The sequence below is a fragment of the Exiguobacterium sp. NPDC077395 genome (assembly GCF_050269125.1).
Classification (GTDB): Bacteria; Bacillota; Bacilli; order Exiguobacteriales; family Exiguobacteriaceae; genus Exiguobacterium; species Exiguobacterium aestuarii_A.
On sequence record NZ_JBNNHU010000001.1, the window covers coordinates 1678783 to 1704987 of the forward strand.

Below are 26205 nucleotides of genomic sequence, written 5' to 3' on the forward strand. Positions count from 1 at the left end.
AGCTGTTTTTTAGTATGTCATCGTCCATGTCACTTTTTGAAGCCAATACATCACGTACTTTCCGAGTGGGAGATCGGTTTGAATCTCGTCATATGCTACAGTGTACGTTCCGTTCTCGTTATTCCATAAGCGATTGAAATAATCGTCTACTTCATCAAAGAAAGCTGTATCGTCTTCTCCTTTTACCTCGACGTCTGCCTCAAGATTGTAATCGTTCATATTTCGTGTCGTATAATTCCCTGAGCCTAGGACGACTGTCTTCTCTTCCCCGTCCACATAGAGGATTTTTGGATGATATTGTTCTTTACCGACATCATACCAACGAATTTCGATTTGTTCAGGATTGACGGTATTCAGTTCTGCCGTCACAGGTAAGTTCGGCAATCCCGATTTTGAACGACCAAATGCGTTCGTATTCGGGTCGAGAATCATGTTCACGGTCACGCCTCGACCGGCGGCATCTTCAATCGCTTGAATGATATTTCGGTCAGCCAAGTAGAACATACCGATCCATATCGTATCCCCTTCCGTCGCCCCGTTCATCGCATCGAGCACCGACTCCTGAATCTTCCCTTCCGTGACGTAACGAATCTCCATCGGCGCCTCGGTCGGTTCGCTCTCAATCGTTGACAACGCCTCATCATCCGGGAAACGTCGCGCATCGCCTTTGGAGAACGTCGCGACCGCTTGCTCCCCTTCCACAATTTCTTTTAAAATAGGGCCTTTTAAATGGACACCGACGTTAGAGTGATATCCACTTGCATCATGCGGGTTCGCCGATAGCACAAACCCTTCATTTTCTGTCACCATCACTTTTCGATGGTTCGCTTTAATGTTCAGTAATCGTAAATACGCCCGGACGGTAATATCCGGTGCCGACGAGGCCATCGGATTCGGCAACCAGCCGTCTTGACTATCCCCAAACCATTGAATCGCCATCCGATAAAACGTGGAGTACAAAATGTTCGGGTCACGAAGTGCGTCGAGATTCGTGTATACGACTTCGACTCCCGCCTCTTCAAGCACATCGAAGTGGTCGGAAACGTGTCCGTTATACGTCGTATTGATATCGTCTGTAATAAAGACGACTTTCAAATCCGGGTATCGCTCTATTTGCTCTAGAAGAGCTGATGACAATCGCGATGTGATATCCGGATATTGTCGATCTTCATTGGAATATGGATTGAATAAGAAAAAGTCCATGACGATATATTCCTCAGCTTCTCGAATCGCTCGCTCGACTTCCTTAAAAATTTCTTGCTCGACAATCTCCGTATCCTCTCCTTGATATGTCAAATCATGAAGAAAATCGATTTGATTGTCTGAAATGAGATATGGTTCAGATTGTCGTGACACCCCATCCGGTAACGGTTTCACTTGATGATACACAAGTGTGATGAGAAAAATGACCGCGATGATGACCAATCCCCACTTGAGCCATCCTTTTTTCCCTTTTTCCTTAGCCATGAGTTCCCCTCCTCCTTCGCGGTTCAAAAAACGGGCTGTAGTCACCTACAGCCCGTTCGATCATACTTCCATAATAATCGGCAGGACCATCGGGTGTCTCCGCGTCTTTTGTGCCAAATACGGTGTGAGCGTATCAGATACGAGTTGCTTCATCTCCGACCACTTCATCTGTTTATTTGACAACCCTTGCTCGACCGTTTTCTTCAACAGACGTTCGCCGTCACGAATCAAGCTACCTGATTCACGCATATAGACGAATCCACGCGAGATGATATCTGGTCCTGAAACGAGTTTACGTGTTTTGCCATCGATACTGATGACAACGACGACAAGTCCATCTTCAGAAAGGATACGACGATCCCTTAATACAATATTCCCGATATCGCCGATTCCATTCCCATCAATGTAAACGGCGTTCGCAGAAATTTTACCAGTGACCGCAGCCGACTCAGAATCGACAGCGAGCACTTCTCCGTTATCCATGACGAAGCTATTTTCTTTCGGAATCCCGACTGATTCAGCAAGCTCCGCATGTTTCTTCAGCATGCGATACTCTCCGTGAATCGGCATAAAGAATTTTGGATTGAGAAGACGAATCATTAACAACTGTTCTTGTTGTGAACCGTGTCCAGACGTATGAATGTTCGTCAATTTCCCGTACACGACGTCAGCCCCTGCTTTATACAACTGGTCAATCGTCTTCCCGACCGAGATGGCGTTCCCCGGAATCGGAGAAGATGAGAAGATGACTGTGTCTCCTGGGATAATCGATACTTGACGGTGTGTTCCGTTCGCGATTCGACTAAGCGCGGCCATCGGTTCACCTTGTGAACCGGTACAAAGAATGGCAATCTCGTTCGGGTCATAGTGACGCATTTGATTCGCTTCAATGATCATCCCTTTCGGAACGTTGATGAATCCGAGCTCTTGCCCGATCGTCATGACCTTCTCCATGGAACGACCGAAAATCATGAGATGACGCCCAGTCTCAGCACAAGCATCGACGACTTGTTGTAAACGATAAATGTTCGATGCGAATGTGGCGAAGATGATTCGACCGTCCGCTTTACGGAACGTCTCGCTAATCGTCCCCCCGACGACGCTCTCACTCATCGTGAAGCCTTCGACTTCCGCATTTGTCGAATCAGACAAGAGGCAGAGCACGCCTTCTTTTCCGATTTCCGCCATCTTCGCGAGGTCAGCAGGTTCACCGACTGGAGTGAAGTCGAACTTGAAGTCACCTGTATGGACGATGTTCCCCTGTGGTGTTTTGACGACAACACCGAGCGAGTTCGGAATCGAGTGCGTCGTCCGGAAGAACGAAATGCTCGTTTTACGGAACTTGATGAGTGAATCCTCATCGATTTCGTGAAGTTCCGCCTCACGCAACAATCCATGCTCCTCGAGTTTTACTTTAATCAAACCGAGCGCGAGTTTCGTCGCATAAATCGGTAATTGGACTTGCTTGAGTAAGAATGGAATTCCCCCGATATGGTCTTCGTGACCGTGCGTGATGAATACCCCTTTTACCTTGTCCTTGTTTTTAATCAAATACGAGTAATCGGGAATCACATAGTCAATCCCAAGCAAGTCATCCTCTGGGAACATGATTCCCGCATCGATGACGATGATTTCATCTTGGAATTGAACAACGTATGTGTTCTTCCCGATTTCTCCTAGTCCGCCTAATGCGAACACGGCTGTTTGGTGGTTCTTAACAAACTTCATTTAATCTCTCCTTACTTCAATTATTAATACATCTATGTGAAACATAAGTGATTCTCGAATATGTCCGTAAGATTCTTTTTTCATTATAGCTCATATCATGGCAATATTTCACTAACGATGTGATATTCGTGGTAGTTTCCCTATTTCGTGTTATCCTTTTAGTGGGATTGAAAAACATATTTTTTAGACAAAGAGAAAGAATGGTGAATCAAATGGAAGATCAAAAAGTTGTTTTTTTCGACATTGACGGCACACTCTTGCATGAAGGTAGCTATATTCCACCTTCAACGATTTCAGCGATTCAAGCGCTTCGTGAAAACGGCGTCGAGACATTTATCGCGACGGGACGAGGACCAGCGATGTTATCAGATATCCCGGAACGTGTCGGAATCGATAGCCTCGTTTGTTACAACGGTCAAATCGTCGTGCATAAAGGTGAAATCGTGTATCGCAACACCCTATCTAAAGATGCGCTCGGTCGTTTGACGACTCATGCCGCTTCGAACGACCATACTCTCGTCTACCTGGGACAAGATCGCGGCGGCGCTTCAAAACCGGATGACGCCATCGTCAAGCAATCACTCGGAGAACTCGACATGCCGATTCCTCGCTACGAACCAAACTTCCACGCAGAAGAAGACGTCTATCAGACGCTCCTTTACTGTACACCTGAAGATGAGCATCACTATCTAGATGCCTATCATGAGTTCGACTTCATCCGCTGGCATCCACATGCGATGGACGTCATCAATAAAGGTGCTAGTAAAGCCGACGGCATTCGTCACTTTATCGAAGCGAACGGTTATCGACTTGAGAATACGTACGCGTTTGGAGACGCTTTGAACGACTTGGCCATGCTCCAATATGTAGGGACAGGGATTGCCATGGGAAATGCTCGTTCTGAAGCGAAAGACGTTGCGGACTTTGTGACGAAATCGATTCTTGAAGATGGAATCGAATATGGATTGAAAGCGATGAAATTAATGTGAACTACTCACCACTTATTTGCCTCACAAATTGAATGGGGAGCTTCTTGGGAAGACCGTACTCTTACCAGCCACGGTTGTTTACCAAGCTCGTCGGGTGGTTCCCACCCTGAAGGATGTTCAGTCGGCCAACATCAATAGGTTGATGCTCGCGTTGATGTCACGGTCATGATGCGCGCCACAGACACATGTCCATTCACGGACATCCATCGCCTTTTTCTCGCCCTTTACTCCGCAAGTGGAGCAGATTTGAGTGGATGCGTACCAGGGGTCTGCCTTGATGAGCGTCCGTCCGTAGAAGTTTGATTTGTATTCGAGTTGACGGACGAACTCGTACCAACTGACATCGCCAACCGATTTGGCTAAGCGTCGGTTCTTCATTATGTTGCTCGATTTCAATGTCTCCACGACGATGACTTGGTTCTCGTCAACGATCCGTCTCGACAGCTTGTGAAGGAAGTCCTTGCGTTGGTTGGCGATCTTTTCGTGTTTCTTGGCGAGGATCAGCCTGGCCTTCTCACGGTTCTTGCTCCCGATCTTCTTTCGCGACAGCGCCCGTTGCGCCTTCTTGACCTTCGCTTCGGATTGTCGAAGGAAACGTGGGTTTTCGATTTTCTCCGAGACCATCGCGTCGTTCGTCATGACGGCGAAATGTTCCAGGCCGAGATCGATCCCGACCTTGTTCTCGGCTGGGATCCATGGTTCATCGTCCTGTTCGACGAGGATGGAGATGAAGAACTTGCCCGTCTTGGTCATCGAGACCGTCGCCGACCGGATGACGCCCTCGAACGGACGATGTTGGGTGAACTTTACGAAGCCGATTTTAGGAAGTCTCACCTTGTCGTCCTCGATGCGGATCGTGCCATGCTGGTTGTTCGTCGTGTAGGAGGCACGCGATCGTCGTCTCGATTTGAACACCGGGAAGCCGCCCGTCCCGGCGAAGAACTTCGCGAACGCGGTGTCCAGGTTCAGCTTCGCGTTCGCGAGCGCGAGGCTGTCCGCCTCGGCGAGGAACGGGAACAGGGGCTTGTAGGAGGCGGGTGTCGCCGGTTTCCGTCTCGTTCCGCTCCCCGCCTTCGCCTCCTCGCGGATGGCGATGCGGTCCTCGAGCAGCTTGTTGTAGATGAACCGGGCGCAGCCGATCGTCCGGACCAGGAAATCGGCCTGTGCCGGCGTTGGATGGAGCCGATATTTGTAGGCTTTCAGCATGTCCGTCCCTCCTCCCTCCAGAAGATTGTGAATCATCTTCCTCATCCGATACCCGCGGAGGGGGAGGGAGAATCTGACAGAATCACGAACTTCTGTTCGTCATATCTGTCACAGGGAAAAAGAGTTTTGGACCGGACGATTCATCCCCCACCTACGCTGGGCTACGCCCCGAGACGCTTAGAGGAGGGAAAATTCTCGCCTGATTTAGTTAAAAAAGAGACCTCTTGCGTCAAACCGCCGAGTTGGATCAATCGATTCAACGATCACGGTATCGCTCAAGAGGCCTTTTTTTATTTCGAACGTAACGTCCGTTCAAGTCTATCGAGATCGGTATCTTTTCCGATGATAATCAAAATATCTTCTGATAAGATCATCTCATCCGCCTGCGGCGAAATGAGGACATCGTCATCACGACGAATGGCGACAATGTTGACCCCATATTTTGCCCGTAAATCCAAATCGATGAGCGATTTGTTCGATAACTTATCTGACGCTTTAATTTCAACAATCGAATGTTCATTTGATAATTCAAGATAATCTAAAATGCTCTGGCTCATCAACCCGTTTGCAATCCGAACGCCCATATCTCGTTCTGGGTGGACGATATTATCTGCACCGATGCGACGGAGAACTTTTTCATGGTAATCGTTTGTCGCTTTGACAGTGATGATTTGGACGCCAAGTTCTTTTAAGATCAACGTCGTTAAAATCGAAGCTTGAATGTTTTCACCGATGGCAACGATGACGTGTTCAAAGTTACGAATCCCCAAACTCTTCAACACGTTTTCATCTGTCGTATCCGCGATCACGGCATGAGTGGCCAAACCCATGAACTCATTGACGCGTTCTTCATCTGAATCGATGGCGAGGACGTCATATCCGTTTGAAGACAACTCACGGACGATTGACCCACCAAACCGCCCTAATCCAATGACTGCAAATTCACCTGTCATGATATTACATCCCTTTCCTACACATGTTCTCTTCTTGATTCTTCGTTCAGTGTAACTGATTCCACTTGAAAACTCTATATAAAAAAACAAGATGGGATCTCCTCCGTATGAAGGAAATCCCATCTTTTCAATCACGCTTTTCCGCTCGAACGTTTCCCACGTACATAATCGTTGTCAAACAGGAACAAACGGAGCAACAAGTAGAGCGCCGGAACGAGAAGGAGCAACCCTAAGATGAATACGATGACGAGTGCCACCGCCATCGACTCGTTGACGACACTTCCATTGATATCGATATACGGATACAAGATATACGGTAAGTGTGAATATCCGTAGCCGAACCATGCCATGAAGAATTGTCCCATGACCATCAAGAAAGCAATCCCGTAGTTTCGCTTCATATAGACGAATGAGACGGCAATCACGAAGAAGAGGAAGCTCATTGCGAACCACCACCAGTTTCCTCCTAAGATGCTCTCGTAGTGCCAAGCAGCTTGCGACTTCAAACCGAAGAAGACGAGCCCAGAAGCGATAATCGTCGGAACGCTCCAGAAGAGCGCCCATTTTCTGACGAGTTCGACGGCATTTTGATCGCGTGCCTTGTCCGCATAGAACAAGAGGAACATCGCGCTAATATAGAGGACTGAAACAATCGCCAAGATGACGACTGTCCATGAATAAAAATTGGTGAACAACTTCGCGCCGTCAAAGAAGACGCCGTTTTCCGTCTCGGTGATGAATCCACCTTGACTGACCGTCAATACGGTCGACATCGAAGCTGGGATGAGTAATCCTGTGGCTCCGTATAGGAACATATACAGTGTGCTTTCTTTCGACCCATAGTTCGCGAATGCGTAAAAGCTACCGCGAATCGCGAGTAAAATCAACACGACGGATGCCGGAACGAGTAACGCCGTTCCATAGTAATAAGCTGTATCCGGAAAGAATCCGACAATCCCGACGAAGAAGAAGACGAAAAACACGTTCGTTACTTCCCACGTCGGTGACAAATACCGTTTAACGAGACGGTTCACCAAGTGATCCCGTTTTGTATAACGGCTATAGAATGCGAAGAAGCCAGCACCGAAGTCAATCGATGCGACGATGAGATAGCCGTATAGGAACGTCCATAAGACGGCAATCCCTAACTCTTGAATTTGCATGTCATACCCTCCGATCACACTTCATCCGCAAACATCGCTTCACCACGATGTTCGGATTGTTTTAGTTCTTTCCCTACTGGGTTCTCTTTGAACAGACGTGATAGAACGACCACTGTGACTGTTCCGAGCACCGCATAGAGGATCGCGAAAGCGACAAGCATCCAACCGACATTCGCTGATGTCGTAGCTGCTTCACTCGTACGCATCAACTCATAAAGCGCCCACGGTTGACGACCAAATTCAGCGAAGAACCAACCGAATTCAATCGCTGCCATCGCAAGCGGTCCACCGGCTGCAATCGCAAAGAGCATCGGTTTACTGAACTGATTCAAACGTTTAATATAACGCCCTAATACGAACAGGAAGGAAATCAGCGCTAGAAGCATCCCGATTCCAACCATCGCATCAAACAAGTAGTGAACAAAGAGCGGTGGCTGGTCTTCTTTCGCAAATTCATCGAGACCTGTCACCTCATAGTTCGGAACACCACCAGCAAGAATTGAAAGCGCGTAAGGAATTTTTAAGGCGCCGCGGACTTCATATCCGCCCTCACCGTCATCTTCTAACCATCCACCGAGAATCAATTCCGCCTCGGAGGAGGTTTCAAAGTGCCATTCAGCTGCTGCTAATTTATCCGGTTGATATTGTGCCAAATACTTACCTGAGAAGTCTCCGACAAGTGCTGTCGCAATCGCAAAGATCAAGGCGACTGTCATCGTCAAGCGAAGACCTTTTTTGTGATATTCGATTGACATCTTGTCCAGTTGATTACGACGTTGACGTAACAACTGTACAGCTGCAATCGCTGCTAAGATGAACGCAGACGTTAAAATTGCAGACGTCAATACGTGTGCCATCTTCGTTGGCATAGCTGGACTGAACATCGCTTCAAGCGGACTGACGTTCGCCAAACGACCGTCAACGATATCAAATCCTACCGGTTGGTTCATAAAGCTGTTTACCGTTGTAATAAAGAACCCTGAGAACAATGCACCGACTGCGACCGGAATCCCGAGAAGCATGTGATGCCACGGGTTTTTAAACCGATCCCACGTATACAAGTAAATTCCGAGGAAAATCGCTTCGAAGAAGAAAGCGAACGTCTCCATGAATAGTGGAAGTGCAATGGTTTGACCCGCAACACGCATCAAGTTCGGCCATAATAACGAAAGCTGTAGACCGATTGCTGTACCCGTTACAACCCCGACCGCTACGGTCACGACATAACCACGTGACCACCGGCGAGCCATGAGGGTATATTTCGGGTCTTTTTTACGAATTCCTAAAAATTCAGCCAATAAGATTAAAAGTGGAACCCCGACGCCGAGTGTGGCAAAAATCACATGAAAACCTAATGTGAGTGCCGTCAATGCTCGGCTCATCAGGACAGGATCTTGAAACATCTATTGATTACCTCCTATCTCTCTCTATCGCTTCGAACCCATGTATGAAACGACAATCACAGATGAATACCCTTCGATACTTCCATCATAATGATTTTATATTGTGCTGTAATGTCTCAATGCTCGAGTTTGCAAAATGTTCACATTTGAGCAATCGCCACAGAATTGTCGCTTTACATTCATATTTGATTCCCTTTTTGCTCACACTTCACTCTTTTTTGGGCACACTAAAAGCGGTCTCAACGGAGACCGCTTCGTGTTATTGAATCATGACTGTACGGAAATAGTGGTCAAATAATTCGATGGCTACTTCAATCGCTCGTTCGTCCGGGTTGAGTGTCGATTGATGGAGACCCGACCCCATATCGTTCACACCGAGCCAAACCATGAATCCAGGAACTTGTTTCAGCATATATCCGAAGTCTTCCCCTGTCATGGCAGGAACACACGTCTTATACGAATATCCTACCTCTTCAACCGCTTCTTCGAACTGATAAAGATAGCGCTCATCGTTGACGACCTCGTGATAGCGATTGCCGAATTCAAGGTCGATTTGAACGTTATACGTCATTTCGACACCGGCGATAATCTGACGAATCCGGCTCTCGAGTACAACCATCTCCTTGTCAGATAACGCACGTACCGTTCCATCTAACTTGGCCGTATCGGCGATGATGTTCTCTTTTGTTCCCGCTGCGACTTTCCCGATGCTGACGACCGCACTCCCCATCGGATCGATGTTCCGTGACACGATGGTTTGCAGTTGCATGATGAGGGCGGCTTGGACGATGACGGCATCAATTCCTGCGTGGGGGAATGCACCGTGCCCTCCCTTCCCATGAATCGTAATATGGAGTTCACGTGCACTTGCGAATAATACACCCGGTCTAGACGCTACCATCCCGACCGGATATTCCGGAGCGACATGTAATCCGAATAGCGCGTCCGGACGGAAGTGATAGAACAATTCGGATTTCGCCATCGGTTCTGCCCCGCCCGGCCCTTCTTCAGCCGGTTGGAAGAAGACGACAAGATGGTGGTTGAACGGGACTTCGACCGCTCGTTTGATCAATCCGAGTGCGATAGACATATGGACATCATGGCCGCACGCATGCATCATACCTTCATGAATCGATGCAAACTCCAATCCGGTCTCCTCGGTAATCGGTAGCCCATCCATGTCGGCTCGGTACCCAATCGTCTTCTCCCCGACGAGACCATCCACGCGAACGAAAAGGCCCGTCCGCCAGTGCGTGATATGAACACGCGGCGAATCGAGCGAACGGATCAGTTGTTCGAGAGTTGCCTGTGTTTTAAATTCTTCATATCCGGCTTCCGGGATTAAATGCAGTTGTCTTCTTGCTTCGATTGCCCAATTCATGATTCAGTCTCCTTCGTAACTTCTTCAACAATGTTCCAAAATGCTTGTACTTGTGCCAATTCCAACATCGATTCTGTCGACAGCATCCACGTGTCCCGAACGAGCGGGACACCGCTCGAGGACGTCAACGGAATCTTGTTCATTTCATTGACATCTTTAATGGTCGACTCCGGTAAAATGGCGAAGCCGATTCCATGTAACGCCATCTGTTTACACGTTTCAATCTGATCCACGACGAGTGTGGTGAGCGGCGGGCTCGAAAATCGTTCCTGCCACCATTCTAATATTTCCTGGTAATATGTCGAGTCGCTCTTAAATTGAATAAATGAGCGTTCGTTATTTTTTAGCTGGGCGAGATCTGTCATTTTTAAATCGACCAAGTGTAAGGAATCAGAGAACAGCTTCATGCGTTCCCCGCGCCAATCCGGATTTCCCCGAATGATGCCGATATGAAAATTCTCTTCAAGCATGTAACGCATCATTTCACTCGACCATCCGGTGACTAACTTGACACGGACAGACGGATATCGCTCCACGAACGTCTTTAAGACCTTCGGGAGCCAATACTGTCCCATGATGGAAGCGACGGCAATCTTTAACGTCCCATATACTTCTCCCGGATTTGCCGTCAGCTCGCTGCGTAGCTCTTGTTCTTCACTGTACATTTTCTTGGCGAACTCGATGATTTTCTCCCCGTCTGGCGTCAAGGCAAGACCACGTGTCGAACGAACGAAGATCTTTTTTCCCCATTGATGTTCGATTGTCACGAGCCGTTGACTGAGCGCTGGTTGAGAGACGAATAACCGTTCCGCCGCTTTGCGCATATTCAATTCTTCTGCAAGGATAATCAACACTTCTACTTCCGATACTTGCATGACGTCACCTGTTTCTCTATCATTTGAAAGATTGTATACTGAATAAGTATTTGTTTCAATGTATCATATCATGTTTATTCATCAATTTGATTGTTAGGAGGAAATCTGATGCAACGCCATCATTTCGCCTTTATCGTTGCGACCGTCGCGACGCTTGGCAGCCTTTACTTCTCTGAAGTCATGCTCTTTTTACCGTGCAAATTGTGTTGGTTCCAACGCATCTTTATGTATCCACTCGCCATTTACTACTTGACGATCATGTTGACCGCCCGCGATGTGAATCGATTGTTTGTCGGAATTATGGCCGGCGCCGGCTGGTGTATCAGTCTTTATCACGTCATCCTAGAACGTATTCCGAACGGAGAAGCCTTCTGCACGAACGACTGTCTCATTCGCTGGGTGAATTACTTTGGTTTTGTTACCATCCCACTTCTCAGTTTTATCGGCTTTACATGTATTCTCATCATCCAATTCGTCCCGTTCAAAAAAGCGTAAGACGTACAAAGGAGAAGCCGTCATCATGACAGCTTCTCCTTTTCTTATTGCCACCACTCGTCGTACAGAGAAGCAGGCATGTGATGCTTATGACGTGAACGTTTGAAAATCGTCTCAATCCGCTCTGCAATCACCGGGTCGACGGATTTTCCTTCTAAATAATCATCTAATTGGTCATATGTCATGCCGAGCGCCACTTCGTCAGGAAGTCCTGGACGACCGTCTTCTAGATCGGCTGTTGGCACTTTATAAATAACACGTTCATGTGCCTCTAGTTCATGAAGGAGAGCTTTCCCTTGACGTTTGTTCAGACCAGTCAACGGTGTGAGGTCACACGCCCCGTCTCCGTGTTTCGTGTAGAATCCCGTCACATATTCCGCTGCATGGTCCGTGCCGACGACAAGGGCACCAAACGTTGCCGCGATATCATATTGCGCCTTCATCCGTTCACGCGCTTTCGTGTTCCCTTTATGGAAGTCACTCAACTCAAGACCTGTCGCTTGTCGGAACGCTTCTACCGATGCGTCGACGGCAGGTTTGATATTGACGGTGAGCGACTTATCCGGACGGATGAACTCGAGAGCGAGTTGTGCATCATCTTCATCATGTTGTTCGCCATAAGGTAATCTTACCGCGTAAAACGTGTAGTCCCCCGCATCTTCCGCTCGTAGTTCTTCCATGGCGATCTGACACAGTTTCCCTGCCAAACTCGAGTCTTGTCCCCCTGAAATTCCGAGGACAAGTCCTTTTGCACCGGCACGTTTCACATACGCTTTCAAGAAATCGATTCGTTGACGAATCTCTGCCTGCGGATCGATGGTCGGTTTGACATGTGTTGATTCGATAATATGTTGTTGCATGAATGACCCTCCCATAATTCTCTCATTTCGTTTTATTGTCTGATAATTCACAAACCCCGTCAACTAGCGATATACAAAAGAAAGACGGAAACGTTCGTTTCCGTCTCATGATTATTGAATTTGGAATGACGTAACTTCTCCACCAATCGGTGTCAATTCAAGGAATAATTTTTGACCTTCCGCTGGCGCTTCATCGAGCAACACACCAAATGTGAAGCTTCCACCCGTCACTTCTGCCGCACCTTGAGCATATAGGTTATGCCCGTCTGACACAGACCATTCAAACTCTACTTCTTCCGTGAAGCCACTGACTTGAATCATCGTATCATTCACATCGATTGTTACATCGCGGAACGCACCGTCTGTTTGCGGTTCAGATGCAGGTGTTTCTTCTGGCGTTTCTGTTGTGTCCTCTTCTGGCTCTTCTGCTACTCGTTCAACAGTGAAAGACGTCTCATCCGTCACGGCGATCTCTGGTGCCCCATCGACTTGACCGAGTCCGATCACTTCGACCGAGTATTCACCAGCTGCCAATTCTAATGGGAATACCTCATCGAAGATCTTTTGTTCATCCGCTTCCCACGTCTCTTCGATAATCGATTCCGTGAACATATATTCGCTACCATAGTCAAACACGGTTTCGTCCCCTTGTTTGATAATCAATTGGAAGCGTTGTGATGAATTAAATGTCACCTTCGCCGCCTCTTTATTCGGGTTTGTCATCTTGACAGTTGCCGATAATGTATTGGCTGAAGCATCATATGCCATTTCCGTATCAAGTGTTAATGGAGCTGGTGGTTCAGACGAATCGCTATTCACTTGACTCGGTTTCGCCTCTTCTTTTCCACATGCTGCTACGACTAGTATGATTGCCGTCACGACGGCGAGTAACCAAGTTTTTTTCATGGATCCCACTCTCCTCAACAAAATAAAAAAAACGTCTATAGCACTAGTGTATACAATGTGCAGACGTTTGTAATGATTTTCCTTATATTATTTACCTTTTTTACGAAACTTTAGCTTGTTCCATGTATTGTTGCCAACCGGTCATGAACAACGAATCAGCGATATCGAGATCAGACCGGACTTGAGCCGAAATGGAGAACGTCTCACTATGCATCGATTCAAACGTGACGACCATTGTCTCTCCTACCACTTCTTTATAAGCTACAAGTTCAGGGGTTTCTGCAAACAACATCATAAGTATGGCTCCTTTGTTCATCTGTGATAAACCTAGTGTACCAATCTGAAACCAAGATGTAGGTCCTATCGTTCGACAGGGGAACAGTGACATTTTACCTATTGTCGAAACGCTTACATCAAATGTTAGTCAAATGGTGAAATGTGCATATAAGATATCGAAAAAGAGAGGGAATCCGCCTTGAAGACCCCTCTCCTTTCCTGAAAATGTAAATGAAATTGATTCATCACATGTCGAACGAAACATCACTTCGTGCGGTTTGAAATTTGTTGCCATACAGTTCCGAGAGCCGTTTCTCCGCTTGTGATCCGTTCTTTTGCGAGTCGTGCCTGCAATGAAACTTCAAATTCGCGGTCTTGTTCGGCAACTGTCAAAGCCGGAACAGCGCGTTCGTCTCCACAATCGAACAAGAAACGAGCCGCACGCCAACGAACGAGTTTATTCTTATCTTTCAGCGCCTCAATCATCGAAGGTTGAGATTGAGGTAACGCCCAATCTGAGACCGTATCCCCAGCCGTACGTCGCACGATCGGAGAAGCGTCCACAAGAGCTTGTTCGATATATGTGACATATTCCTCACGACGTTCTTCAAACATCCCGATCATAACGACAGCTTGTCGACGAATCGCCATCACGGAATCTTCGAGTGCACGGCGGAAATACACCATATTCTCGTCTTGAATGTCCAATTCGTCTAAGAAAGCCATCCGGTCTTTCCAATTGTCAGATTGCAAGTGGTTCGCATTTGCTTCAAAGTCAGCCTCGCGCCCAAACGCTCGAGCCACGATACGCTCCACTCGTTCTTGTGGATACGCAGCTTCTAACTCTTCTTGAGCGACGACACTAACCTCATCCAGTTCACCATAGCGTGGGGCTTGCTCCACCCAACGACGGTCTTGAATGACATTCTTCACTTGTGCTTGAACTTCCATGGCCGCGTCGACGAAACGTTTCGATAACCCGATCCGTTTTTCCTCGTCCCCTTTGACGAGTTTCAACTGCATCGGGACATCGAGCACGAACTGGACGGATACATGGACCGGTTCATAGTCTGTATCCATCTGTGCAGATTCGACTTCCTCGACTTGTTCTCCGAACGCCCGTCGGATTTCATTCATCACGTCATGCCAGTCATGTTTCGGATGACGCTCGACAGCGAGAAAATCAGATACCGCATATACGGATTTGACGCCTCGAAGCCCAACGATTTCTTGAATAATGGCTGGGGCATCCGTACTCGTTTTGTCATACGTGGTGCCTCTCCCTTCAAACGGAGGGTCCACAATGATCTTCAAGTTATTCGGACTTGGTGTCGGTTCAATTGCTACTAGTTTCATCCTCATCACCTCACTCTCAATCGTGACGAAAATGACAAAAAAACGCAAGCGAGTCGCTTGCGTTCGAGTCACCCATCTATTCTATTTAGAACAACGCGATAAACTGTTGGAGTGAATACGTCGTACCATCCACAGTAAACGTGTCGTCCTCTGAAATCGGTTCAAGGAAGAAACGTTTTTCACCATTCTCTTTTACGTAACCAAAAATATGATTGGATTGATAGAACAATTCAACAATCGTCATCCGTCCAAACGTCATTCCATCGTTCATTACCGCCCGATCACCTAATTCGCCGCCATTGTACAGTTCGATGTAAGTTTCCATTTTGGTGTCGCTCCTCTTGTGTTTGTTTTCACAATTCCTTTCTATCAAACTAAAAGAGCGACTTCAAGTTAATTTTTTGCGTTACGCTTCCAAAATTCAATCCATTTACGATACTCCGATAATGTTTTATTGATTTGATGAATCGATTTTTCATCGTGTAATCCCGTATCGTCAATCTTCTCCTTACAATGCGTGATGAAAATTTCATTTCCCGGTAAAACATTTGCACGATTTGTGGCAAATACTTGTCGGAGATGAATTTGACATCTGGCCGTTCCAAGGATGCCTGGTGAGGCACCAGCAATCATGACCGGTTTATCTCGAAGTGGCGTCCCCGGCTCGAGCGATAACCAGTCGATTGCATTCTTTAAGACACCAGGGATGCTATGGTTATATTCAGGTGTGACGATTAATAGTCCGTCGGCTTCTCGAACGGCTTGCTTCAAAGCGGCCACAGCTTCTGGTTCATCCGGATCAATCAAATCGTCGTTGAACAGTGGGAGCTCAATGGAAACGACTTCAATATCAAAATCATCTTGAGCCAATTCAATAATTGAATGTAAAAGAGCGGTATTAAAAGATTTCTTACGCAGACTACCCGACATGGCGATTAATTTATATTTTTCCATGCTCTACCTCCTGAATCCACTTATTCACGATTTCCGCTTCTTCTTCAGGACCTTCCATCATCCCCATGTGACTATATGGGACAATCGCTGTCACATGACGTTCTGCACCTAGAAACGCACGCTCCTCATTCATATTCGGATCTTTTTCCCCATAAATGAATAAACCAGGGAGTTCAGTCGCCTGAACGGTATCGACTTCGTCTTCACGATCCCGAATCGCACGTTGCGCGTTCACAACCCCTTCAACCGACATCTCGTACCCAATCTCGATTGCTTGTTGGATGAGAACAGGATTTGAATCCTTCGAAAAGACATTCGGGATCATCCCGTCGATAAACGGCTTTATCCCTTCTTCAATGACCTTGTTGATTGCCCCGTTCCGTTTTTCTTTCGCTTCTTCTGAATCAGAGGCAGCGGTCGAATGCATCAATCCAAAGCCGGATAACTCTGTAGCATAGCGACGAACAAGGTTGGTCGTTACATATCCTCCGAACGAATGTCCGATAACAAGTGGTTGTTCAAGATTTCGAAGTCGAATTTCTTCCATGACCCAATCTGCGAACTGGTCCATCGTTTCTGGTCCGACTTCCGTTCCTGCATGACCCGGAAGTGTGAGTGCATGAACTTCAGCGTTCAATAACGGTTCTAACTGTTCAAAATATGTTGGCGAACCGCACAATCCATGTAACAATACGAGTGCTTTCATATCATTGAGTGCTCCTTTTCTTCCCATTCTGTTTTAAGTAGCCGATACATCGTCAAATCCATGAACCGACCGTGGCTGTATGCATAATCATGTAAGAGGCCTTCTTCTATAAATCCGAGCTTTTGTACGAGGCGATTCGATCCCTCATTCCCTGGTGCCACCAAGGCGGAGATTCGGTGAAACTTGAACTCTTCAAATCCATGTTGGATGACGGCAGTCGCCGCTTCAAAAGCCACCCCTTGTCTCCAATAATGGGGAGAGACTTCGAATCCGATTTCAGCCCGATAATATTGAGGCGTCCAATTATGAAAACCGATTGTGCCGATTAACTCGTTTGTCAATCGATCACAGATTGCCCAACGAATCGCTTTGCCTTGTTGAAACTGGTCTTTAAAATAGGCGATGACATTTTTCGCCTCATAAACAGCAAGCAACGGGTCCGACCCATAATAACGCATCACTTCTTCAGTGGATAAGATGGTATAAAGTGCTCTAGCATCACGCGGTTCTAGCTCTCGCAGGATAAACCGGGGCGTAGCGAGCTCAGGAAAACTACGTTTCAATCCCCACATGTGGAACCCGCCTTTCCTTTTCGTTTCCTCAAGTATACTTCTATTTTCCCAAATGTATCGAACTCAACCCTCTTGAACCGTCTCAAGATAGCGGAAATCATGTGTTTTTGCTACTATGAATGTAGTATGTCAAACTGAGGGGATACCATATGTCAAAACAACTCTTTTATTTAAAACAAGACCGAGATGTCCAGCGCTTTACGCTACATGGCGTGACATTGGCCGACATTACAGAGGCCCTTTCCGTCACGAGACCAATGATCATTTGTCGAACCGATATTAAAGGAATGAGGCAATCTTCTAGGTCGCGTTTCCGATATATCGAAGCGCATGAGCTCTCTTCATTCTCGTCTAAGTATTTAAATAACCAAACGACATTTACTGCAATCGATTTCCCGGACTACAATACGCTTGAGACGCTGTCGGATCACGAAATCGCAGAGATCCTGTTTTTAAGTCATATGGAGCGCGGGATCAAGAAACCGTTTCTGGATTCACTTGATAATGAGATTGCGTTCTTCAATGAAGCAAACGATCGTCACAGCAGTCTCTACATTCGTGATTGGTCGACAATCAATCGTTTCGTTCAAAACATGTTGCAAAGCAAACTGGACCGAGACATCCGAAACATTAGCTTCGTGCCGATTCCACTCCCTGTCATCGATGAATTGCTCGAGTTGGCACCTCAAGGGCTCATCATCGATTTTGATCACACGAAACGAAGCCTGTTCAATCGTCAAATCGTGATTTCCTTCTATGTGGCCGGTCGCTACGAAGACATGTCCGTCCTCGAAGAAGACTTTGATGCCAAAAAAGAATCAATCGCGTTGAAAGGTCAGTTGTTATATCGTCGTCGCACGTGGCATATTGAACGGTTATAAGGTCATGGATGTAAGAAATGGAATTGAACCTCTGAAAACGAGGTTCTTTTTTGTTATTTTCAGACCGATTGTTTCAAGTCAATTCCCTTCGTGAACGGGTGTGAACGCTATTCTTAAAAATTGATAACAAATTGTCTTAATTTTTTGTTAAATTAACACTTTTCTTTTTCGGACGAGGCGTTATACTAGGAATAACCTTCTGGAGGAATGGAAGGCAATATAGAGAAAGCGAGGTGAAAATCTATTCATCACGCGGATGGATAGATACACGAAATGGAACAACTGAAAGTACAAGGAGTCTCTTCGTTCACCAAGTTTGCGACGAATGGAAAAATGCTGAAACTTAAAGATGCTCACGCAGGGGAACAACGCATTTCACTTCAGGATGCGACTGACATTCAAGTCTCTCTGCTCGACGAGGACCATTCGCGCTTCACTATATTTGGTCATGCCCACCCACTCGTGGAACTGACCCTTCCTCACAACTCTTGTGAAGTCCTCTATGCATGGTTACTCCACAAGATGAAACGACAAAAAATCAAACTCGCTTCGAACGCGTAAAAAAATGAGGTCTTGTCTCCATATGGGAGAAAGACCTCATTTTTCATATTATGAGAACAATGAAACGAGCCAACTAACCAAAATACCGACAAGGGCAAAGTCTGAATCTCCAAATGTCGTACTTTCAAACCCGAGATTCCCTAAAAGCGGTAAGAGGAGAGCCGGTAAGAAACTGATTAATACCCCGTTGGCGATCGATCCAAGAATCGCTCCGCGACGTCCACCGGTAGCGTTCCCGAATACTCCTGCTGTCGCTCCTGTGAAGAAGTGTGGAACCAGTCCCGGTACAATGACAGCCAAACCGAATAAAGGTAAAAGGAACATCGAGAACAGTCCAGCTGCAAAGCTCGCTAAAAATCCGATGATGACCGCGTTCGGTGCAAATGGGAAGACGGTCGGGCAATCTAGCGCAGGTTTTGCGTTCGGTACCATTTTATCGGCAATCCCTTTGAAGGCCGGAACGATTTCTGCAATCAACATCCGTACACCGGCAAGAACGATATATACCCCTGCAGCGAATGTAATCGCTTGGATGATGGAGAAGACGATGTAGTTCGACCCATCTGATAATTCCGTTTCCACAAATGCAGGTCCCGCAAAGATGGCGACGACCACAAATAATAAGGTCATCGTCAACGAGACAGCGACGGATGTGTCTCGTAGAAAGCCAAGTTGCTTTGGTACTTGAATTTGTTCCGTCGAGTGCTCTTTGTTTCCGGCATATTTTCCGATCGTTCCAGAGATAAAGTAACCAAGTGAGCCAAAGTGTCCGACCGCAAAATCATCCGATCCCGTAATCTGTCGAACGAACGGTTGAAGAAGAGCTGGGAATAAGACCATACAAAGTCCAAGCAATACCGATCCAATGATGATCAAGAGTGTACCATCAAGACCAGATACGGAAAGAATGGCTGCAAGTAAGCTCGCCATGAATAACGTATGATGACCCGTCAAGAAAATGTATTTAAATGGCGTGATGCGAGCCAGCACGATATTCATGACCATCCCGAAGACCATGATCATAGCTGTTTCAACGCCAAATGCGTCTTGTGCAACTGCGACAATCGCTTCGTTGTTCGGGATGACTCCCCGAATACTGAACGCCTCGTCGAACATCTGTCCGAAAATATCGAGAGCCGCAATGATGACGCCGGCCCCCGCTCCGATAATCACGAACCCCATAATTGTCTTCAGCGTACCAGAGACGATGGAAGCAATGTCTTTCTTCTGTAAAACGAGCCCGATGAGTGCGAACAAACCGACCAGTATGGCTGGTGTCCCCAATATATCTCGCATAATCAAATCAAGCATAAGCGCTCCCCCTTTACGATAAATTCTTTAGTTATACTTTTCCTTCAAGTTTTGATTTAATTTCCTCAATGTTCATGACATTCTCAAGTGCAACGATTTCTTTCGCCCCATCATCGAGTGTGCCAATGATATCTTGTGCCCCAAGGTAAATGTCCGCAGGTTCAGTTCGCGCTGTCGCAATGTCTGTATGTGAAACATCCGCCTCTTTCCCCATTTGTTCAAGCGCTTTTTTCACGTTCAACTCCATAATGAAGCTTGACCCTAATCCGTTCCCACATACTACTAAAATCTTTTTCATTTTTCTTCCTCCTCTGAATATCGATCGAGTATCTCAACAATTTTCTCTACCGTGTCTGCTTCTAATACGAGAGACACGTCTTGTTCATTTCCTAATAACTCTGTCAACTGTGCAAGTGCTTTTAAATGAGTGGTTTGATCAATGGCCGCGAGCACAAAGAATGCACGGACTGGTTTATCCCCTGGGAAGAGGACCGGTTCTGTTAGTTTTAGGACACTCATCCCCAGTTGATTCACACCATCTTCTGGTCGCGCATGCGGGATGGCAATCTGAGGCATGAGAACGATGTATGGACCATGTTCTACTACGTTCTCAATCATCGTTTCAACGTAACGTGTGTCGATTGATCCGTTTTGGACAAGTGGTTCGGCCGCGAGACGAATGGACTCCTGCCAATTCGACACATGATCACGAATTTGAATTTCATCTTTTGTTACGAGTTGATTTAGCACGGGTTGTCCCCCTTTCCATTCATCTGTCGTCGTTTCATATTGGATGAGATGATTTAATTCTTTTCTCAATTGCGATTCTTGATGGATCGTCGCATATTTTTTCACCACTTCGAGAATGTCAGACACATCTAATCGAGCCAGTCCCCCATTCGAAAGAAAGCGCTGATGAATTTGTCGCTTCAAAGCGAGTTGTTCGAGCCTTGTCGGAAGTGTCGGAACGAGTGTCACATGTGCCTGTTGTTGAACGGCCAACGGCAAGGGGACCGTTGTGAAAATCAAATCGACAAGTGGAGCAAATTCTGAGACGTCACGTTGCGAGATCGGTGGTAAAAATACAAAGTCCGGAAATTGATTCTTCAAAATGTGGTCGAGCATATGCGACACGCTAATCCCGCTCGGGCATACGACAATCGCCTTCATTTTCTCATCCAGGTGTTGCCCTTGTTGATGAAGATGCGCTGCAAAATGCAACGTGAAATACATGATTTCCGTTTTCGGAAGATCTGCCTGAATTTGTTTTCGGATTGGGTCGAGTGAACGGTCGACAATCACATTCAATACCCGGTGTTCTTTCAATACATATCTTTCTAACTCTTCTGGCGGCATGACTTCCGTATGAACACGTTTAAGTGTCGCTTTGGCGTGAAGCACTAATTTCTCACATAATGCTTCCCGTTCAATGACACGTGTACAACTCAATCCCTCGAATCGCTCAATCACCTGAATCATCGTAGCAGCAAGATTTTGTTGAACCGTTTCATCCATCTCTTCCGACACTTTCGGACCACTTTGGATGAGCATCATCAACATATCCCATAGTTGTGGCACATCTTGAAAGTGCGTCCTTACAGACTGTTCAACTTTTTCCGGCAACCAAGAGGCCTCATCACGAACGAATGTATCCGGCAATAATCTCGAACCAATCAGAAGGAAATAGGCCATTTTTTCGCGATGACTTTCCACAAATTGAAACTGTTTGAGGGTTTCAAACTGCTCAATCTGACGGACTCGCTCTTTGAACTCCTCTTGCCAATCGTCAAAGCATAGGTCGAGCAATTGTGAGAACGTCGATTTATCGAGTAATTGTTCAATCGTCCGATACACATACAATGTGATCGTTTGGAAATGACCGTTAAACCGATAGCCTTCTTTTCTCGTATAAGAGAAATCAAGACCGAATTGTGCAGCCTTTTTCTTGATCGTATTTAAACTTTCTTGAACGGTATATTTGGACACATCTAACAAATGTTGAAAGTGAAAACTTGAGAGAAACTCATCTTGCGTCATGGCATAGAGCGTGATGACAAGCTCACGTTCTTCTTCTGACCAAACTAATTCCGCACGTTCCACTTGCTCAATCAATGCTTCTGTCACTGTCAATTCAATTTTTGCCCCATCCACCTTCAGATTGGATAGACCAGAACCATCAAGCCATTCTTGAATACGCTCTAGTTCATATTCGATTGTCCGACGAGAATACGGGAGCATCATCGTTAACGTTTCGATGGTCATCTGCTTTTCATGCAGGATGACATTTAATATTCGTTTACTTTTTTCATTCAATTGCATGGTAGAGGCCTCCTACACCTGTAGTATAAAACGAATCGACCCTAAAAATGTAAGCGGTTACGACAGACTTTTCGGAGACACTTCCACAAACTTCTGTCTGTACATGAACACAAAGAAAAGAGATGAACGAATCGTTTCCATTCGTTCATCTCTATTTCGGTTAAGAAGTCGGTGCAACCGGATTGCGGCGATAAATTGTGATTCCGCCATGCTTGGCTTCGCCCACAACTTGGAAGAGCCAGCCTTTCTGAATCAAAATCGTACGAGCGTTCAAAAAATCTTCTCGGGACACCTGGACTTCGTCCACTTCTTGATCAAGCAATTGTTGGAACTTCATTTCCCAATCAGTCATGTCCATTCTCCTTACGTACATCTTCTTCTCGCATCCATTCGAACAAACGATAACCCGAATTCAATCGGTCTGTCGCATCCCATAACTCATGCGGGACGACGTGAGCAGCATCGATGGTCTCATCTCCTGCAAAGAAGACACGTTCATTCGTCATCTTTTCAAGATAGTCGAGCGCAAACGATAAGATTGATGTCTCCGAGACGTGCCCACTCTCTTGTAAGGCAAGATTGTATGACTCGTCTCGTTGATTATTCACGAGTAACGTTCGTCCCCCGTCAAGTAACGCCATTGGTGGGACGGCATCAACATGGAAAACTTCATATGAGCGATACGTTTCCTCATCATAAGCTAACAACGGAACGAATTGACGTTGACCCGTCCATTTTTTTAATTGGAATAAAATCTTCATGGAAGTGAACCACGTGGCCCCTTCTATCTTCTTCTCTACTAAAATCGTAGGGACCGACGCTTCATCCGCTTCTTTCTTTTGAACAAATAACCACTTCTCTACATCTACAACGACGATCAAACCGTTTTCCTCCTTATAACCCATTCAGATAAGGCGATCATAGTCAGCGCGACGAGCCAGCCTCCAATCACATCACTAAAGTAATGGACGTTTAAGACGACTCGACTGAGCGACACCGCAAGGACGAGGCACACAAGTACGATGACGGCGAATGTTGACTGTCTCTTGCGATATAAGACATAAGCCATTAATCCGTATAACGCCAGCGATCCTGATGCATGTCCACTCGGAAAGCTATATGTCGTCGCATCTAGGGACGCATCAATAAGCGGGCGATCGATTCCGTAAACGAGCTTTAGCACTTGTGTGAAAAGAAGTGTCCCAATCCCAACCAGCGCGAGTCGCCATGCCTCGACGCGGTCACCGCGCCACAACCAAAACAATAAACCTAAAATCGAGAGCCCGACTATGACTTGAGCGCTCCCTAATTCTGTGACGTATGCAAATACACGATCGGGTAACGGCTGTAACAATTCATACACGAACGTATTCATAGGGCCGACTGCTCCCAAAACGACAAACACCGACACGATCACATATGCAATCGTCCCGGTGATGACCACCTGCATCGGTGTCAATTTCATCAATACAACCCTTTTCGTTCACGCATCTCTTCTTCTCCGAAGTCGACCATATCACGAAGACGGTGTGCCAATCGTCCAGACGCGTTCGCCGCAATCGCGCCGACGAGGTCGTCCATGAACGTATGCACTTGCCCGTCATCCATTTTCGTATCAAGCTGTTTGATGATGCCGATCTTGGCCTTGTCTAAGTATCCGAACGTCGTTACGGCAATCGAACCATATGTGTTCACGGCACCGATTGCAATCGTTTCATCCACTCCAAATAAGCCTTCGTCAGATGCGATGATGGATAAGAGTGGTTCAGACAGTTGTCCCTTCTCAGCCAACATATCGAGCTCCGATCCGACGAGAATGGCATGTTGCAATTCTCGTTTATCGAGAACCGCCTCGACGGAATCCATGCAATCTTTCAACGAAAGATGCGGCGAGTAAGGCGCCTGCATCTGATAAACGATTTCGGCAATCGATTCAATCGTGACGCCGCGCTCGAGCAGGCGAGCACGAGCTGCTTCACGGACATCTCGTGAGTGTGGTACGTGTTTCATAATAGGCGCAGGATTAAAATCCCGCTTCACATCCCTTCGTTCAGAGAGTCATCATCTCTCTAGTTAATATAACCATTATACTGAAAAATCGAAAAAAGACGAACCCTGCTTTGACTTCCCTCATTAAATCGGTCATCATAAACATGTAGGTTAAACGATTAAAGGGGGAAGAGGAATGAAGATTGGGGTAGTCTTATTTCCGTCTAAACAAGTGCAAGATTTTGCGAACTCTTATCGAAAACGGTATGACACAAAATATGCGTTGATTTCACCTCATGTGACCATCAAGGAACGGACGGAGGTGTCCGAAGAAGACTTGCCAAAAGTACTGGAGTACTTGCAACAAGTCGCGGATTCGACTAAACCGATTCAGTTAAAAGTCGATGGTGTCCGCTCTTTTGCGCCGACGAACAACGTGCTGTATTTGAAAGTGTTACCGACACGTGAACTTTCTGCTCTGCAGCAGCGACTTCACGAAGACGTGCTCGGTCAGGCACCAAAATATGAATTCTTGCCACATATCACAATCGGTCAAGATTTGACCGATGCCGAACTGTTCGACGTTCTTGAACGGATGCGGATGGAGCAAGTTCATTTCGAAGAGACAATCACTCGGATGGCTGTCATGTACGAACTCGAAAATGAAACATGGAACGTCTATGAGACGTTCCGTTTCCGAGGCTAATCTTATATGCTCCGGTCGACAAAACGACCGGGGTTTTTTTCTTGCTCTTCTTCTAACCATTCTTCCCGTCGAGGTCGGATGCGTTGGACGCGTTTGATGCGCGTCACTGGTTCGATACTGGCTCGACCTGAAGGCTGGACTTGGCGGTTGACGTACTGAACGACAGTAAAATCAATCTGATAAGGACCCATGATCTGACCTCCTTCATAGGTCCTTACCCCATTCAACCGCTAGATAATACAAAAATGGCGCATCACTGCGCCATTTCCCAAACTTATAAAATATGGTATCCGCTATCGACGTGAATCACTTCACCCGTGACGCCACTTCCCATTCCCGAGAGAAGGAAGAGTCCTGTCGATGCAACTTCTTCGGCAGAGACGTTTCGACGTAACGGCGCTTTTTGTTCAAGTTCCGAGAGGATACTGTTAAAGTCGCCTACCCCTTTAGCCGACAAGGTACGAATCGGACCAGCTGAGATTGCATTGACGCGAACGCCGTGCGGACCGTACTCGTTTGCCAAGTATTTGACACTTGAGTCAAGCGCCGCTTTTGCGACACCCATCAAGTTATAGTTTGGAACGACGCGCTCCCCACCGAGGTATGTCAACGTGATCACCGAGGCATCTGATGCGAAATATGGTTTCGCCGCTTTCACGACAGCCGTCAAACTGTACGCCGAGATGTCTAACGCCTGCGCGAATTGTCCACGTGTCATTTCCGAGAATTCGCCGCGAAGCGCTTCTTTATCCGCAAACGCGATCGAGTGGGCAATCCCTTGAATCTCCCCTGCTTGTTCATGGATTGAACGGAATGTCGTTTCAATCGCTTCGTCATTTGTTACGTCACATTCGAGCAAAATCGCTTCTTGTTTCAACTCGCTCGCAAGTGATTCAAGACTTGACTTGAAACGTTCTGCCGCATACGTTAATACGAGCTTCGCTCCCGCTTCATCAAGTGTTTTGGCAATCGCCCATGCGATGGAACGCTTGTTGGCAATCCCCATGACGACATAAGTTTTATTCGTTAACGTTGGAAAAATTGACATCATAAACTCCCCTTTTTAGTACCTGGTGATAATATCTGTTATCAGATTACAGAAAGGTTTCTGTTTTGTCAACCGGCTCGTTTCGTATTGCGATTTTTTT

30 protein-coding genes are annotated in these 26205 nt (G+C 46.6%); 5 read left to right on the plus strand and 25 right to left on the minus strand.

All coding sequences use genetic code 11. The features are described 5' to 3' along the window. Nucleotides 1–9 precede the first annotated feature (9 nt). Together ACQKD4_RS08645 and rnjA are read right to left on the minus strand one after the other, a co-directional pair. On the minus strand, nt 10–1467 hold the full coding sequence (locus ACQKD4_RS08645) for a phospholipase D family protein (protein ID WP_427373045.1): 1458 nt from the start codon (nt 1465–1467) through the stop codon (nt 10–12). Nucleotides 1468–1527: 60 nt separating this feature from the next. Beyond that, nucleotides 1528–3195, minus strand: a complete 1668-nt coding sequence (rnjA, locus tag ACQKD4_RS08650; RefSeq protein WP_015881254.1) for a ribonuclease J1 — start codon at nt 3193–3195, stop codon at nt 1528–1530. Nucleotides 3196–3395: 200 nt separating this feature from the next. On the opposite strand from rnjA, the gene ACQKD4_RS08655 reads away from it, so the two are divergent. Beyond that, nucleotides 3396–4184 (plus strand): Cof-type HAD-IIB family hydrolase, encoded by a 789-nt coding sequence (locus ACQKD4_RS08655; RefSeq protein ID WP_214783989.1) that lies wholly within the window; start codon nt 3396–3398, stop codon nt 4182–4184. Between the two features lie 117 nt (nt 4185–4301). Here the strand turns inward: ACQKD4_RS08655 and tnpB are convergent, their stop codons facing one another. The 6 genes from tnpB to ACQKD4_RS08685 all read right to left on the minus strand — a co-directional run bounded on the left by tnpB (nt 4302) and on the right by ACQKD4_RS08685 (nt 11165). Further along, nucleotides 4302–5390, minus strand: coding sequence for an IS200/IS605 family element RNA-guided endonuclease TnpB (tnpB, locus tag ACQKD4_RS08660; protein ID WP_427373046.1), 1089 nt, complete (start codon nt 5388–5390; stop codon nt 4302–4304). A gap of 290 nt (nt 5391–5680) precedes the next feature. Further along, nucleotides 5681–6343, minus strand: coding sequence for a potassium channel family protein (locus tag ACQKD4_RS08665; RefSeq protein WP_214695570.1), 663 nt, complete (start codon nt 6341–6343; stop codon nt 5681–5683). Between the two features lie 131 nt (nt 6344–6474). Further along, a complete protein-coding gene (locus ACQKD4_RS08670) occupies nt 6475–7506 on the minus strand; it encodes a cytochrome d ubiquinol oxidase subunit II (RefSeq protein WP_015881251.1) in 1032 nt (343 codons plus the stop codon). Nucleotides 7507–7520: 14 nt separating this feature from the next. Beyond that, entirely contained in the window at nt 7521–8909 is a 1389-nt protein-coding gene (locus tag ACQKD4_RS08675) for a cytochrome ubiquinol oxidase subunit I (protein ID WP_214695568.1), read from the minus strand. A gap of 259 nt (nt 8910–9168) precedes the next feature. Next, the gene (locus tag ACQKD4_RS08680; RefSeq protein ID WP_074035009.1) at nt 9169–10290 is read right to left on the minus strand and encodes an N-acetyldiaminopimelate deacetylase; all 1122 of its coding nucleotides are present in this window, start codon (nt 10288–10290) and stop codon (nt 9169–9171) included. Then, nucleotides 10287–11165, minus strand: coding sequence for a LysR family transcriptional regulator (locus tag ACQKD4_RS08685; protein ID WP_074035014.1), 879 nt, complete (start codon nt 11163–11165; stop codon nt 10287–10289). Before ACQKD4_RS08685 ends, ACQKD4_RS08680 begins: the two co-directional genes overlap by 4 nt. 108 nt (nt 11166–11273) lie before the next feature. Between ACQKD4_RS08685 and ACQKD4_RS08690 the strand changes: the two genes are divergently transcribed. Further along, nucleotides 11274–11660 (plus strand): disulfide bond formation protein B, encoded by a 387-nt coding sequence (locus ACQKD4_RS08690; RefSeq protein ID WP_427373047.1) that lies wholly within the window; start codon nt 11274–11276, stop codon nt 11658–11660. 44 nt (nt 11661–11704) lie between these two features. Here the strand turns inward: ACQKD4_RS08690 and nadE are convergent, their stop codons facing one another. The 8 genes from nadE to ACQKD4_RS08730 form a co-directional block, all read right to left on the minus strand. Further along, the gene (gene nadE / locus ACQKD4_RS08695; protein ID WP_427373048.1) at nt 11705–12520 is read right to left on the minus strand and encodes an ammonia-dependent NAD(+) synthetase; all 816 of its coding nucleotides are present in this window, start codon (nt 12518–12520) and stop codon (nt 11705–11707) included. 111 nt (nt 12521–12631) lie between these two features. Beyond that, entirely contained in the window at nt 12632–13426 is a 795-nt protein-coding gene (locus ACQKD4_RS08700; RefSeq protein WP_427373049.1) for a BsuPI-related putative proteinase inhibitor, read from the minus strand. Between the two features lie 100 nt (nt 13427–13526). Next, nucleotides 13527–13721 (minus strand): hypothetical protein, encoded by a 195-nt coding sequence (locus ACQKD4_RS08705; RefSeq protein ID WP_214695545.1) that lies wholly within the window; start codon nt 13719–13721, stop codon nt 13527–13529. A gap of 245 nt (nt 13722–13966) precedes the next feature. Further along, nucleotides 13967–15058 (minus strand): virulence factor, encoded by a 1092-nt coding sequence (locus ACQKD4_RS08710; RefSeq protein WP_427373050.1) that lies wholly within the window; start codon nt 15056–15058, stop codon nt 13967–13969. Nucleotides 15059–15143: 85 nt separating this feature from the next. Next, nucleotides 15144–15383, minus strand: a complete 240-nt coding sequence (locus ACQKD4_RS08715; RefSeq protein ID WP_074035023.1) for a hypothetical protein — start codon at nt 15381–15383, stop codon at nt 15144–15146. A 68-nt stretch (nt 15384–15451) separates the two neighbouring features. Next, nucleotides 15452–16012 carry an NADPH-dependent FMN reductase gene (locus ACQKD4_RS08720; protein ID WP_427373051.1) on the minus strand — a complete coding sequence of 187 codons (561 nt, stop codon included), beginning with the start codon at nt 16010–16012 and terminating at the stop codon, nt 15452–15454. Then, a complete protein-coding gene (locus tag ACQKD4_RS08725; protein WP_427373052.1) occupies nt 15999–16718 on the minus strand; it encodes an alpha/beta fold hydrolase in 720 nt (239 codons plus the stop codon). The genes ACQKD4_RS08720 and ACQKD4_RS08725 overlap by 14 nt, the downstream gene beginning before the upstream one ends. Continuing rightward, a complete protein-coding gene (locus ACQKD4_RS08730; RefSeq protein ID WP_214695532.1) occupies nt 16715–17290 on the minus strand; it encodes a GNAT family N-acetyltransferase in 576 nt (191 codons plus the stop codon). Before ACQKD4_RS08730 ends, ACQKD4_RS08725 begins: the two co-directional genes overlap by 4 nt. 149 nt (nt 17291–17439) lie before the next feature. Between ACQKD4_RS08730 and ACQKD4_RS08735 the strand changes: the two genes are divergently transcribed. Together ACQKD4_RS08735 and ACQKD4_RS08740 are read left to right on the plus strand one after the other, a co-directional pair. Next, a complete protein-coding gene (locus tag ACQKD4_RS08735; protein ID WP_214695530.1) occupies nt 17440–18171 on the plus strand; it encodes a hypothetical protein in 732 nt (243 codons plus the stop codon). Nucleotides 18172–18444: 273 nt separating this feature from the next. Then, nucleotides 18445–18732, plus strand: a complete 288-nt coding sequence (locus ACQKD4_RS08740; protein WP_015881237.1) for a hypothetical protein — start codon at nt 18445–18447, stop codon at nt 18730–18732. A gap of 48 nt (nt 18733–18780) precedes the next feature. Here ACQKD4_RS08740 and ACQKD4_RS08745 read toward each other — a convergent pair whose 3' ends face one another. The 7 genes from ACQKD4_RS08745 to ACQKD4_RS08775 all read right to left on the minus strand — a co-directional run bounded on the left by ACQKD4_RS08745 (nt 18781) and on the right by ACQKD4_RS08775 (nt 24372). Continuing rightward, nucleotides 18781–20043, minus strand: coding sequence for a PTS ascorbate transporter subunit IIC (locus ACQKD4_RS08745; protein ID WP_214819524.1), 1263 nt, complete (start codon nt 20041–20043; stop codon nt 18781–18783). Nucleotides 20044–20074: 31 nt separating this feature from the next. Continuing rightward, nucleotides 20075–20341 (minus strand): PTS sugar transporter subunit IIB, encoded by a 267-nt coding sequence (locus ACQKD4_RS08750; RefSeq protein ID WP_214739852.1) that lies wholly within the window; start codon nt 20339–20341, stop codon nt 20075–20077. Beyond that, complete coding sequence (locus tag ACQKD4_RS08755) at nt 20338–22362, minus strand: BglG family transcription antiterminator (RefSeq protein WP_427373053.1); 2025 nt, start codon at nt 22360–22362, stop codon at nt 20338–20340. Before ACQKD4_RS08755 ends, ACQKD4_RS08750 begins: the two co-directional genes overlap by 4 nt. Nucleotides 22363–22522: 160 nt before the next feature. Beyond that, nucleotides 22523–22714, minus strand: a complete 192-nt coding sequence (locus ACQKD4_RS08760; protein ID WP_427373054.1) for a hypothetical protein — start codon at nt 22712–22714, stop codon at nt 22523–22525. After that, a complete protein-coding gene (locus ACQKD4_RS08765; protein ID WP_427373055.1) occupies nt 22707–23243 on the minus strand; it encodes a hypothetical protein in 537 nt (178 codons plus the stop codon). The genes ACQKD4_RS08760 and ACQKD4_RS08765 overlap by 8 nt, the downstream gene beginning before the upstream one ends. Further along, the gene (locus ACQKD4_RS08770) at nt 23240–23827 is read right to left on the minus strand and encodes a phosphatase PAP2 family protein (RefSeq protein WP_427373056.1); all 588 of its coding nucleotides are present in this window, start codon (nt 23825–23827) and stop codon (nt 23240–23242) included. Before ACQKD4_RS08770 ends, ACQKD4_RS08765 begins: the two co-directional genes overlap by 4 nt. Beyond that, nucleotides 23827–24372, minus strand: a complete 546-nt coding sequence (locus ACQKD4_RS08775) for a phosphatidylglycerophosphatase A family protein (protein WP_015881233.1) — start codon at nt 24370–24372, stop codon at nt 23827–23829. Before ACQKD4_RS08775 ends, ACQKD4_RS08770 begins: the two co-directional genes overlap by 1 nt. Nucleotides 24373–24547: 175 nt before the next feature. Between ACQKD4_RS08775 and ACQKD4_RS08780 the strand changes: the two genes are divergently transcribed. Further along, nucleotides 24548–25057: a YjcG family protein gene (locus ACQKD4_RS08780; RefSeq protein ID WP_214695523.1), complete on the plus strand. Its 510-nt coding sequence runs from the start codon at nt 24548–24550 to the stop codon at nt 25055–25057. A gap of 2 nt (nt 25058–25059) precedes the next feature. Here the strand turns inward: ACQKD4_RS08780 and ACQKD4_RS08785 are convergent, their stop codons facing one another. Both ACQKD4_RS08785 and fabI read right to left on the minus strand, forming a co-directional pair. Beyond that, nucleotides 25060–25248: a hypothetical protein gene (locus ACQKD4_RS08785; RefSeq protein ID WP_074035057.1), complete on the minus strand. Its 189-nt coding sequence runs from the start codon at nt 25246–25248 to the stop codon at nt 25060–25062. Nucleotides 25249–25331: 83 nt separating this feature from the next. After that, nucleotides 25332–26105: an enoyl-ACP reductase FabI gene (fabI, locus tag ACQKD4_RS08790; protein ID WP_214695521.1), complete on the minus strand. Its 774-nt coding sequence runs from the start codon at nt 26103–26105 to the stop codon at nt 25332–25334. Between the last annotated feature and the right edge of the window lie 100 nt (nt 26106–26205).

Excerpts from the sequence above, each read along its gene's own strand:
- ACQKD4_RS08645 (WP_427373045.1), bottom strand. The coding sequence starts at position 1,467 with ATGGCTAAGGAAAAAGGGAAAAAAGGATGGCTCAAGTGGGGATTGGTC.
- rnjA (WP_015881254.1), bottom strand. The coding sequence starts at position 3,195 with ATGAAGTTTGTTAAGAACCACCAAACAGCCGTGTTCGCATTAGGCGGA.
- ACQKD4_RS08655 (WP_214783989.1), top strand. The coding sequence starts at position 3,396 with ATGGTGAATCAAATGGAAGATCAAAAAGTTGTTTTTTTCGACATTGAC.
- tnpB (WP_427373046.1), bottom strand. The coding sequence starts at position 5,390 with ATGCTGAAAGCCTACAAATATCGGCTCCATCCAACGCCGGCACAGGCC.
- ACQKD4_RS08665 (WP_214695570.1), bottom strand. The coding sequence starts at position 6,343 with ATGACAGGTGAATTTGCAGTCATTGGATTAGGGCGGTTTGGTGGGTCA.
- ACQKD4_RS08670 (WP_015881251.1), bottom strand. The coding sequence starts at position 7,506 with ATGCAAATTCAAGAGTTAGGGATTGCCGTCTTATGGACGTTCCTATAC.
- ACQKD4_RS08675 (WP_214695568.1), bottom strand. The coding sequence starts at position 8,909 with ATGTTTCAAGATCCTGTCCTGATGAGCCGAGCATTGACGGCACTCACA.
- ACQKD4_RS08680 (WP_074035009.1), bottom strand. The coding sequence starts at position 10,290 with ATGAATTGGGCAATCGAAGCAAGAAGACAACTGCATTTAATCCCGGAA.
- ACQKD4_RS08685 (WP_074035014.1), bottom strand. The coding sequence starts at position 11,165 with ATGCAAGTATCGGAAGTAGAAGTGTTGATTATCCTTGCAGAAGAATTG.
- ACQKD4_RS08690 (WP_427373047.1), top strand. The coding sequence starts at position 11,274 with ATGCAACGCCATCATTTCGCCTTTATCGTTGCGACCGTCGCGACGCTT.
- nadE (WP_427373048.1), bottom strand. The coding sequence starts at position 12,520 with ATGCAACAACATATTATCGAATCAACACATGTCAAACCGACCATCGAT.
- ACQKD4_RS08700 (WP_427373049.1), bottom strand. The coding sequence starts at position 13,426 with ATGAAAAAAACTTGGTTACTCGCCGTCGTGACGGCAATCATACTAGTC.
- ACQKD4_RS08705 (WP_214695545.1), bottom strand. The coding sequence starts at position 13,721 with ATGATGTTGTTTGCAGAAACCCCTGAACTTGTAGCTTATAAAGAAGTG.
- ACQKD4_RS08710 (WP_427373050.1), bottom strand. The coding sequence starts at position 15,058 with ATGAAACTAGTAGCAATTGAACCGACACCAAGTCCGAATAACTTGAAG.
- ACQKD4_RS08715 (WP_074035023.1), bottom strand. The coding sequence starts at position 15,383 with ATGGAAACTTACATCGAACTGTACAATGGCGGCGAATTAGGTGATCGG.
- ACQKD4_RS08720 (WP_427373051.1), bottom strand. The coding sequence starts at position 16,012 with ATGGAAAAATATAAATTAATCGCCATGTCGGGTAGTCTGCGTAAGAAA.
- ACQKD4_RS08725 (WP_427373052.1), bottom strand. The coding sequence starts at position 16,718 with ATGAAAGCACTCGTATTGTTACATGGATTGTGCGGTTCGCCAACATAT.
- ACQKD4_RS08730 (WP_214695532.1), bottom strand. The coding sequence starts at position 17,290 with ATGTGGGGATTGAAACGTAGTTTTCCTGAGCTCGCTACGCCCCGGTTT.
- ACQKD4_RS08735 (WP_214695530.1), top strand. The coding sequence starts at position 17,440 with ATGTCAAAACAACTCTTTTATTTAAAACAAGACCGAGATGTCCAGCGC.
- ACQKD4_RS08740 (WP_015881237.1), top strand. The coding sequence starts at position 18,445 with ATGGAACAACTGAAAGTACAAGGAGTCTCTTCGTTCACCAAGTTTGCG.
- ACQKD4_RS08745 (WP_214819524.1), bottom strand. The coding sequence starts at position 20,043 with ATGCTTGATTTGATTATGCGAGATATATTGGGGACACCAGCCATACTG.
- ACQKD4_RS08750 (WP_214739852.1), bottom strand. The coding sequence starts at position 20,341 with ATGAAAAAGATTTTAGTAGTATGTGGGAACGGATTAGGGTCAAGCTTC.
- ACQKD4_RS08755 (WP_427373053.1), bottom strand. The coding sequence starts at position 22,362 with ATGCAATTGAATGAAAAAAGTAAACGAATATTAAATGTCATCCTGCAT.
- ACQKD4_RS08760 (WP_427373054.1), bottom strand. The coding sequence starts at position 22,714 with ATGACTGATTGGGAAATGAAGTTCCAACAATTGCTTGATCAAGAAGTG.
- ACQKD4_RS08770 (WP_427373056.1), bottom strand. The coding sequence starts at position 23,827 with ATGAAATTGACACCGATGCAGGTGGTCATCACCGGGACGATTGCATAT.
- ACQKD4_RS08775 (WP_015881233.1), bottom strand. The coding sequence starts at position 24,372 with ATGAAACACGTACCACACTCACGAGATGTCCGTGAAGCAGCTCGTGCT.
- ACQKD4_RS08780 (WP_214695523.1), top strand. The coding sequence starts at position 24,548 with ATGAAGATTGGGGTAGTCTTATTTCCGTCTAAACAAGTGCAAGATTTT.
- ACQKD4_RS08785 (WP_074035057.1), bottom strand. The coding sequence starts at position 25,248 with ATGGGTCCTTATCAGATTGATTTTACTGTCGTTCAGTACGTCAACCGC.
- fabI (WP_214695521.1), bottom strand. The coding sequence starts at position 26,105 with ATGTCAATTTTTCCAACGTTAACGAATAAAACTTATGTCGTCATGGGG.